This window comes from Geodermatophilus amargosae, from assembly GCF_900116515.1.
Lineage (GTDB): Bacteria > Actinomycetota > Actinomycetes > Mycobacteriales > Geodermatophilaceae > Geodermatophilus > Geodermatophilus amargosae.
On the sequence record NZ_FPBA01000007.1, the window covers coordinates 195,841 to 202,406 of the forward strand.

Here is a 6,566-nt window from a genome sequence, read left to right on the forward strand (position 1 = left end):
CGGGAGGCGGTCAACCGCCCGGCGACTCCAGTGCGGCCAGCGCCGCCTCCCACCGGGCGCGACGGGCGTCGTCGTCCTGGTCCCACCAGGCCGGGCCGCGCTCCCCCAGGCCGGTCTTGGCCAGCTGCACCCGGTCGCGGGCGGCCCGCACGGCCGCGGGGTCGGTCGCCGTGCGCACCGCCGAGCGGGCTGTGCCCAGGTGCGAGAGCAGCCGGGCACGGACGTCGTCGGGCAGCGCTGGATCGGCCTTCCGCCAGCGCCGCCCGTCGACGACGATCCAGCGGCCGTCGTCGGTGTGCGAGACCTCCCGGCGGGTCACGCGCCGCAGCGGCGGGCGAGCTCGGGCAGCACCGCGCCCAGCGGCGCGTCGACCTTCACGTCGACCTTCGCGTCGCCGCGGGTGGGCCCGAGGTTCACCACGCCCACCGGGATCCCGAGCTCCGCGGCGCGCAGCACGAACCGGTAGCCGCTCATGACCGTCAGCGAGGAGCCGAGGACGAGCAGGCTGCCGGAGTCCTCGAGCATCCGGAAGCAGGTGTCCACGCGGTCGCGCGGCACGGTCTCGCCGAAGAAGACGACGTCGGGCTTGAGCGGGCCGCCGCCGCACGCGGTGCAGTCCACCATCACGAAGCCGTCGAGCACCTCGTCGGGCAGCTCGGCGTCGCCGTCGGGGTTGACCTCGCCGGCGCGCGGGCCGAACGCCGGGTTGGCCTCGCGCAGCCGGCGGTGCAGCTCCGCGCGGCTCGCGACGTCGTCGCAGGCCAGGCAGACGGTGCGGTCCAGCCCGCCGTGCAGCTCGACGACGTCGCGCGCGCCGGCCGCCTGGTGCAGGCCGTCGACGTTCTGCGTGACGACGCCGCCGAGCAGGCCGGCGCGCTGCAGCCGGGCGACGGCGGAGTGCCCGGCGTTGGGACGGGCGGCGGCCATCTGCGGCCAGCCGACGTAGCTGCGCGCCCAGTAGCGGTGCCGCCCGCGCGGGTCGCGCCGGAAGGTCTGCCAGGTCATCGGGGTGTGCCGGCGCAGCGAGCCGGTGGCGCCCCGGTAGTCGGGGATGCCGGAGTCGGTGGACAGGCCGGCGCCGGAGAGGACGAGGACGTCGCCGTCGGCGACCAGGTCGGCCAGCTCGTCGAGGGCCGGAGGGCTCTCGACGGCGGGGAGGGCGGCGGTCACCGGCACATCGTCCTCCGCGACGGCGCGCCGTGCCGCCGGCGTCAGGTGAGCCGGCGCTCCAGCCGGCCGAGCAGGTCGCCGTAGACGCGGCGCAGGCCCCGGGGCGCGAAGGTGCGCTCGAAGAAGCCGCCGACGCCGCCCGCGCCGTCCCAGGTGGTGCGCACCCGCACGGTGCTGCTGCCGGCGTCGGCAGGGGTGACCGTCCACGTGGTGACCATCGACGAGCGGGTGTCGCGCTCGACGAGGCTGCCCTCGGGCTCGGTGACCTCGACGTCCTGCTCGCGGACCCGCTTCGACGTCGCGGCGAACCGCCAGTGCACGCGGGTGCCCGAGCCCTGGCCGCCCGCGTCGACGCGGTAGTCGCTGAACTGCTCCGGCAGCACCTCCCGCCGGGTGCCGGAGTAGTCGGCGAGCGCCGCGCGGACCCGCTCGGCGGGTGCGCGGACGGTCCGTTCGGCGGTGGCGACGACCTGTCCCATGCCGGACATCGTCCCCGGTCCCCGGCGCTCCCGCCGCCAGGGCCGGTGACGTGACCGGGCTCACCGGTCGACCCGATTCCCCCGGGGTAACGCTGAGGAATGCGCGAACTGCTTGCCGTCACCCGCGCGGGCTCGGGCGAACCCCTGGTGCTGCTGCACGGCATGGGGAGCTCGCGGCGCGACTTCGCCGCCGTCCTCCCCCTGCTGACCGGCCGCTTCGACGTCATCGACGCCGACCTCCCCGGAGTTGGCGGGTCGCCGGCCCTCGAGGAGCGGCCCACGGTCGCCGCGATCACCGACGCCGTCGAGCGGACGCTGGACGCGGAGGGTGTCGGCCGGGTGCACGTGCTCGGCAACTCGCTGGGCGCCCGCGTCGCGCTTGAGCTGGCCCGCCGGGGCCGCGCGCGGTCGGTGGTGGCAATCGGGCCGTCGGGCCTCAACGTGCCGCCGGAGCGGATCCTGCAGGGGAGCGGCATGGCCCTGGCGCGGGTCGTGATGCGGATCGGCGCGCCGCTGGTGGCACCGCTGTCGCGCTCGGCCCTCGGTCGGGCCGCGATGCTGGCACCGCTCAAGGTCCGCCCCTGGGACACCTCCCCCGACGAGGCGATCGGCGCGCGCGAGGGGTTCGCCGACTCCCGCGACTATTGGCGCACACTGCTGTGGGGACTCCTGCTCGACGTCCCGCGGGGCCTGGACCGCATCGACTGCCCGGTCACCCTCGCGCAGGGCGTGGCCGACTGGATCGCCTCGGGACAAACCATCCGCTACTTGCCGCTCGTCCCCGGCTCCCGGTTCCTGCCGCTGCTGTGGGCCGGCCACGCGCCGCAGTCCGACCGCCCGCGGACGATCGTGCGCCTGGTCGAGGAGACTGCCGGCCGCGCCGCCGCCGAGCAGGCGCCCGCCGTCAGCGCTCCTCCTCGGCGTTCAGGTACGAGCACCGGTACCGGGCGGCGGCCATCGCTTCGGTGAACCGCGCCTCCCACGCCGGGTCGGTGGCCGGAAAGGTGTCGAAGGCCCGCTCCTCAAGCACGGCGGGGCGTCCGTCGAGACCGACGTAGCCGCGGCGGACCAGGATCCGCGTCGTCCCCTCGACCTCGTCGTGGCTGGCGCTCCAGCGGGCCCGGGCGATCTGGCCGGCCAGCCAGGCGCGGTCCCGCTCCGGCAGGCGGGCGGCCTCCGCGGGACCGGTGGGGCCGCGGTCCAGCACCCTCCAGGCCGTCCAGGCGCCGAAGACCAGCCCGCCGACCACCAGCAGGACCAGCACCAGTTCGACGAGCGCGACGAACACGCCCCGACGCTAGTCCGCACGGCGGCGCTCCGGGGCCGGTGCGCGCGGGAGCCCGCACGCGCACCGGTAATCTCTGGTCACACCCCGCCGGGCCGCGCCCGCCGACGAGCCCCCGTAGCTCAGGGGATAGAGCATCGGTTTCCTAAACCGTGTGTCGCAGGTTCGAATCCTGCCGGGGGCACCATAGAGGTCCTGGTCAGCGGCTAGTCCGCGGACCCGATCCGGGCCACAGGGGCGTCAGGTCGGGATTCGGTCAGCACCTGGTCAGCGCGAGCGGCGTCCCAGCGGTCGGCGACCGGTCCAGCTCATCGGGAAACAGGTGGCCGTACCGGTCCAGCGTCATCTGCGCCGACGCGTGGCCCAGCATCGATTGCACCCCCTTCACCGACGCACCGGAGGCGATCGCGAGGGATGCGGCGGTGTGCCGGAGCTCGTGCGGGGTGAACCCGGGGAGTCCGACGGCGTCGGCCGCGCGGTCGAACCAGTCACGGCGGAAGTTCTGGACACGCAGCGGCGTGCGGGCCCGGGAGGAGAACACCAGGTCGGCCGGCGACTTGCCTGCAAGCTGGCGGCCGAGGTCCTTGCGGATGAAGCGGGGCACCACGACCGACCGGTGCTGGTGGGTCTTCGGCGGACCGAACACCATCTCGCCGTCGACCTCGGTGACCGCCTCGACGACGTCGATGCGCCCCTGAGCGGGTCCACGCGGCGCGCACGCGGGCCGGTCAGTTCTCCCCAGCGGAGACCGGTCTAACCGGCCACCAGGACCATCAGGCGATGCGGACCGCAGCCGTCAGCGAGGTCGGCCAGCTGCTGGTGGGTCAGGTAGCGGCGATGCCACAGGGAGGTCTTGCTCCAATAGCGCAGCGGTGTCCCAGAAGGCGGCATCAGGGACACCCGTGTCGTCGGGACCGACCTCTCCGGGGTAGTGCTCACAGGATGCAGGAATGGAGGACCTGCTGCGGGACCTGTCCCGGATTGTGCTGGTCGACCGGCCCGGTGGGCGACGTGCTCACCGAGGTCGTCCAGCCGCGCACCGTGGGATCTTCGGCGCGGAGGCGCTCCGCCTCACGACACGCTGGGTATGGACCGGGCGCCGACGGCTGCGTTGGTGGCCGCTGCGTCTGGGACGGTCTAGCGTCCGGGTGGGTCGAGAACGCGGCCCGTCCCCGCACCAGTGCGGGTGCCGGTCGTTCCCTTCCCGCCGCCGGCGACCCCTCCTCGTCGTCGAGGTGACCGTGGTGGCTCTGCCGTCCGCTTCTCCGACCGACCCGCACCACGACGACGTTCCAGGGCTCCTCGCGCGCCTGAACCTCGTCACCGGCCACCTGGAGCTCGTCGGACGACTCGACCGCGCAACCGCCCACCTGCTTCATGACGCCGTCTCCGCGCTGCTGCTCACCTCCTGCGCGCAGTGGACCCTCGATCTCAGCGAGGCGACGGTGGGCGACCACCACGGCCTGCGCGCCATCGCCACCGCCTACCGCCGGGCCACCCGGCATGACCGGCAGTTGACCCTGCGGGGAGCGTCGCCCACCTTGCAGCGGGCCGCACTGCAGCTCAGCGGCGGCGGGCACCTCGCGGGTGCCGGCGCGGTCGTCCCGAACTGATCGCCGGTCCGCGCAAGGGCGTGGCCCCACACACCCGAAGGGAGCCAGGCTCCGCCCTGCCGCGAGTAGGTTCCGCTCATGACGGCCTCCCCGGACGGCGCCGAGCGCGCCACAGGCTCCACCTCCGACTTGAGCGAGGTGATGAGTCACGCGGCCCGGCGACTCCAGGAGGAGCACGACACGTCGAGGGCACGCTGCAGGCCATCACCGCGACGGCGGTCCGGGTGGTGCCCAACGCGGAGGAGTGCAGTATCAGCTACGTGATCGGCCGGTCGAAGATCGAGCCCCGGGCGTCGACCAGCGAGCTGCCCCGGGAGGTCGACGCCCTGCAGGAGCGGATCGAGGAAGGCCCGTGCCTGGACGCGGTCTGGGAGCAGGAGGTCGTCCGGGTCGACGAGGTGGGCGCCGACGACCGCTGGCCGCAGTTCGCGCAGCAGGCCTCGGAGCTCGGCGTGGGCAGCATGATGTGTTTTCAGCTGTTCGTGCAGGGCGATCAGCTCGGAGCGAGGAATCTGTACGCGCACACGCCGGGAGCCTTCGACGACGAGTGCCAGGAAATCGGCCTGATGTTCGCCGCCCACGCCACGGTGGCCGTGGCCGGCGCGGAGCACGAGGAGCATCTGCGCGCCGGGATGACCAACCGGGATGTCATCGGGCAGGCGAAGGGCATCCTGATGGAGCGGCACAAGCTCACCGCCGACCAGGCCTTCGGGGTCCTCGCCCGCGTCTCCCAGGAGCTCAACCGCAAACTGGTCGACATCGCCCGCGAGGTCACCGAGACCGGAGCCGTCCCCGGCGCCAGCCGCCGCCGGAACTGACGACCCGTCCCGGCCACTGCAGCCGCTAGTCGCGGACGACCCACACCTCGGTGGGTCCCTCAGCGGTGTTCTGCACCTGCCCGGGCTCCAACCGCTGGTAGCCACCGGGCCCCTCGTAGGCCAGCACCGAGGACGCCATCAACGCGGCGGGGACGACCTCGCCGTGACGTGGGCCGCCCCCGTGAAAGACCAGTAACACGAGTCGACGGTGATCGGGGCCGCGACGGCATCCCCCCCAGACGCCCAGTGTGACGATGGGGCGGCCCCGCCGCCCGGGTCTGGAGCGGCGGGGCCTGACCGCCGGCATTCCCCCGGGGGACGCCGGCGGCTGCTCAGGAGTGTCGCGGCGCGTCCGACCCCGGGCGACCGGACGCCGGCCCCGGCCGGCACCGCCCGCCCTCGCCGCGTGGCACGACGACGGGCAGCTCGCCGGTGTGCACCAGCTCGTCGGCGATGTCGCGCACCTTCCGGTTGGCGTGCATGGATGCCTGGGCGAGAAGCTGGAACGCCTGGTCGGGGGTGATCTTGTAGCGCTCGATCAGCACACCCTTGGCCTGGTCGATCACCGCGCGGTACTCGAGCGCGGCCTGCAGGTTGTCGGCCATGTCGCGGGCGCTCCGGTAGGCGTGCAGGTTGCCGGCTGCCACCGCGGCGTACGGGCCGAACCGGGTGGCCGCAGCCCTGGCGTCCTCGTCGAAGGCGTCGGCCCGGCGGGCGTAGATGTTCAGCGCGCCGGAGACCTGCTCGTCGACGTCGATGTCCAGCGGGACCGACAGCGAGCTGAGGGCCCCGCGCTCGGCTGCCCGGGGCGTGTAGTCCGGCCACCGGTCGTCGGTGCGGGCGTCGGCGATCATCGTCAGCTCACCGGTGCGGGCGGCGTGCAAGCAGGGTCCGTGACCGCGCTCGTACTGCCGCTCGTCGAGGTCGACGGCGAGCTGGCCGGTGGAGGCCACGGTGGTGGGGCTGCCCCTGACCAGCAGGGACACCGATGCCTCGAGGTCGCCGGGCAGCACCGTCGTGGCCAGGTCGGCCACGGTCTGCAGCAGGCTCTCCATCGACAGCTCCCGCAGGGACAACCGGCCGAGGCGCTCGAGCACTTCGGCGGCACCGGCGGGTCGCCGGTCCTGGGGGTCGGCCATGACGCGGCCTCCGGTCTGGGATGCACCGGGCGCGGGTGACCTCGGCCGCGGACCCCCGGTCT

Annotated in this window: 10 protein-coding genes and 1 tRNA gene; 4 read left to right on the forward strand and 7 right to left on the reverse strand. The window is 74.2% G+C overall.

What is annotated here, in order from left to right:
- Positions 1-10: 10 nt before the first annotated feature.
- From BM414_RS12385 to BM414_RS12395, 3 genes are read right to left on the reverse strand one after another with little or no spacing between them, the layout of a single operon-like run.
- A complete protein-coding gene (locus BM414_RS12385; RefSeq protein WP_093579731.1) occupies positions 11-319 on the reverse strand; it encodes a biopolymer transporter Tol in 309 nt (102 codons plus the stop codon).
- The gene (locus BM414_RS12390; RefSeq protein ID WP_093579769.1) at positions 316-1,170 is read right to left on the reverse strand and encodes an NAD-dependent protein deacetylase; all 855 of its coding nucleotides are present in this window, start codon (positions 1,168-1,170) and stop codon (positions 316-318) included. The genes BM414_RS12385 and BM414_RS12390 overlap by 4 nt, the downstream gene beginning before the upstream one ends.
- A gap of 41 nt (positions 1,171-1,211) precedes the next feature.
- Positions 1,212-1,649 carry an SRPBCC family protein gene (locus tag BM414_RS12395; RefSeq protein ID WP_093579770.1) on the reverse strand — a complete coding sequence of 146 codons (438 nt, stop codon included), beginning with the start codon at positions 1,647-1,649 and terminating at the stop codon, positions 1,212-1,214.
- Between the two features lie 99 nt (positions 1,650-1,748).
- On the opposite strand from BM414_RS12395, the gene BM414_RS12400 reads away from it, so the two are divergent.
- Positions 1,749-2,618 carry an alpha/beta fold hydrolase gene (locus BM414_RS12400; protein WP_093579732.1) on the forward strand — a complete coding sequence of 290 codons (870 nt, stop codon included), beginning with the start codon at positions 1,749-1,751 and terminating at the stop codon, positions 2,616-2,618.
- Here BM414_RS12400 and BM414_RS12405 read toward each other — a convergent pair.
- The gene (locus BM414_RS12405) at positions 2,554-2,937 is read right to left on the reverse strand and encodes a hypothetical protein (RefSeq protein WP_093579733.1); all 384 of its coding nucleotides are present in this window, start codon (positions 2,935-2,937) and stop codon (positions 2,554-2,556) included. The genes BM414_RS12400 and BM414_RS12405 overlap by 65 nt on opposite strands.
- 108 nt (positions 2,938-3,045) lie before the next feature.
- Here BM414_RS12405 and BM414_RS12410 point away from each other — a divergent pair.
- Positions 3,046-3,121: transfer RNA gene (locus BM414_RS12410), tRNA-Arg, on the forward strand.
- Between the two features lie 69 nt (positions 3,122-3,190).
- Here the strand turns inward: BM414_RS12410 and BM414_RS30815 are convergent.
- On the reverse strand, positions 3,191-3,583 hold the full coding sequence (locus BM414_RS30815; RefSeq protein WP_245784665.1) for a tyrosine-type recombinase/integrase: 393 nt from the start codon (positions 3,581-3,583) through the stop codon (positions 3,191-3,193).
- Between the two features lie 595 nt (positions 3,584-4,178).
- Between BM414_RS30815 and BM414_RS29395 the strand changes: the two genes are divergently transcribed.
- Entirely contained in the window at positions 4,179-4,547 is a 369-nt protein-coding gene (locus tag BM414_RS29395; protein WP_175551571.1) for an STAS domain-containing protein, read from the forward strand.
- 227 nt (positions 4,548-4,774) lie between these two features.
- A complete protein-coding gene (locus BM414_RS12425) occupies positions 4,775-5,365 on the forward strand; it encodes a GAF and ANTAR domain-containing protein (protein WP_245784666.1) in 591 nt (196 codons plus the stop codon).
- 25 nt (positions 5,366-5,390) lie between these two features.
- On the opposite strand, the gene BM414_RS29400 is transcribed toward BM414_RS12425, so the two are convergent.
- A complete protein-coding gene (locus BM414_RS29400) occupies positions 5,391-5,564 on the reverse strand; it encodes a hypothetical protein (protein WP_175551572.1) in 174 nt (57 codons plus the stop codon).
- A gap of 133 nt (positions 5,565-5,697) precedes the next feature.
- Positions 5,698-6,504 (reverse strand): GAF and ANTAR domain-containing protein, encoded by an 807-nt coding sequence (locus tag BM414_RS12430; protein ID WP_093579735.1) that lies wholly within the window; start codon positions 6,502-6,504, stop codon positions 5,698-5,700.
- Positions 6,505-6,566: the final 62 nt, after the last annotated feature.

Coding starts and splice junctions, on each gene's coding strand:
- BM414_RS12395 (WP_093579770.1), bottom strand. CDS start 1,649: ATGGGACAGGTCGTCGCCACCGCCGAACGGACCGTCCGCGCACCCGCC.
- BM414_RS12400 (WP_093579732.1), top strand. CDS start 1,749: ATGCGCGAACTGCTTGCCGTCACCCGCGCGGGCTCGGGCGAACCCCTG.
- BM414_RS30815 (WP_245784665.1), bottom strand. CDS start 3,583: ATGGTGTTCGGTCCGCCGAAGACCCACCAGCACCGGTCGGTCGTGGTG.
- BM414_RS12430 (WP_093579735.1), bottom strand. CDS start 6,504: ATGGCCGACCCCCAGGACCGGCGACCCGCCGGTGCCGCCGAAGTGCTC.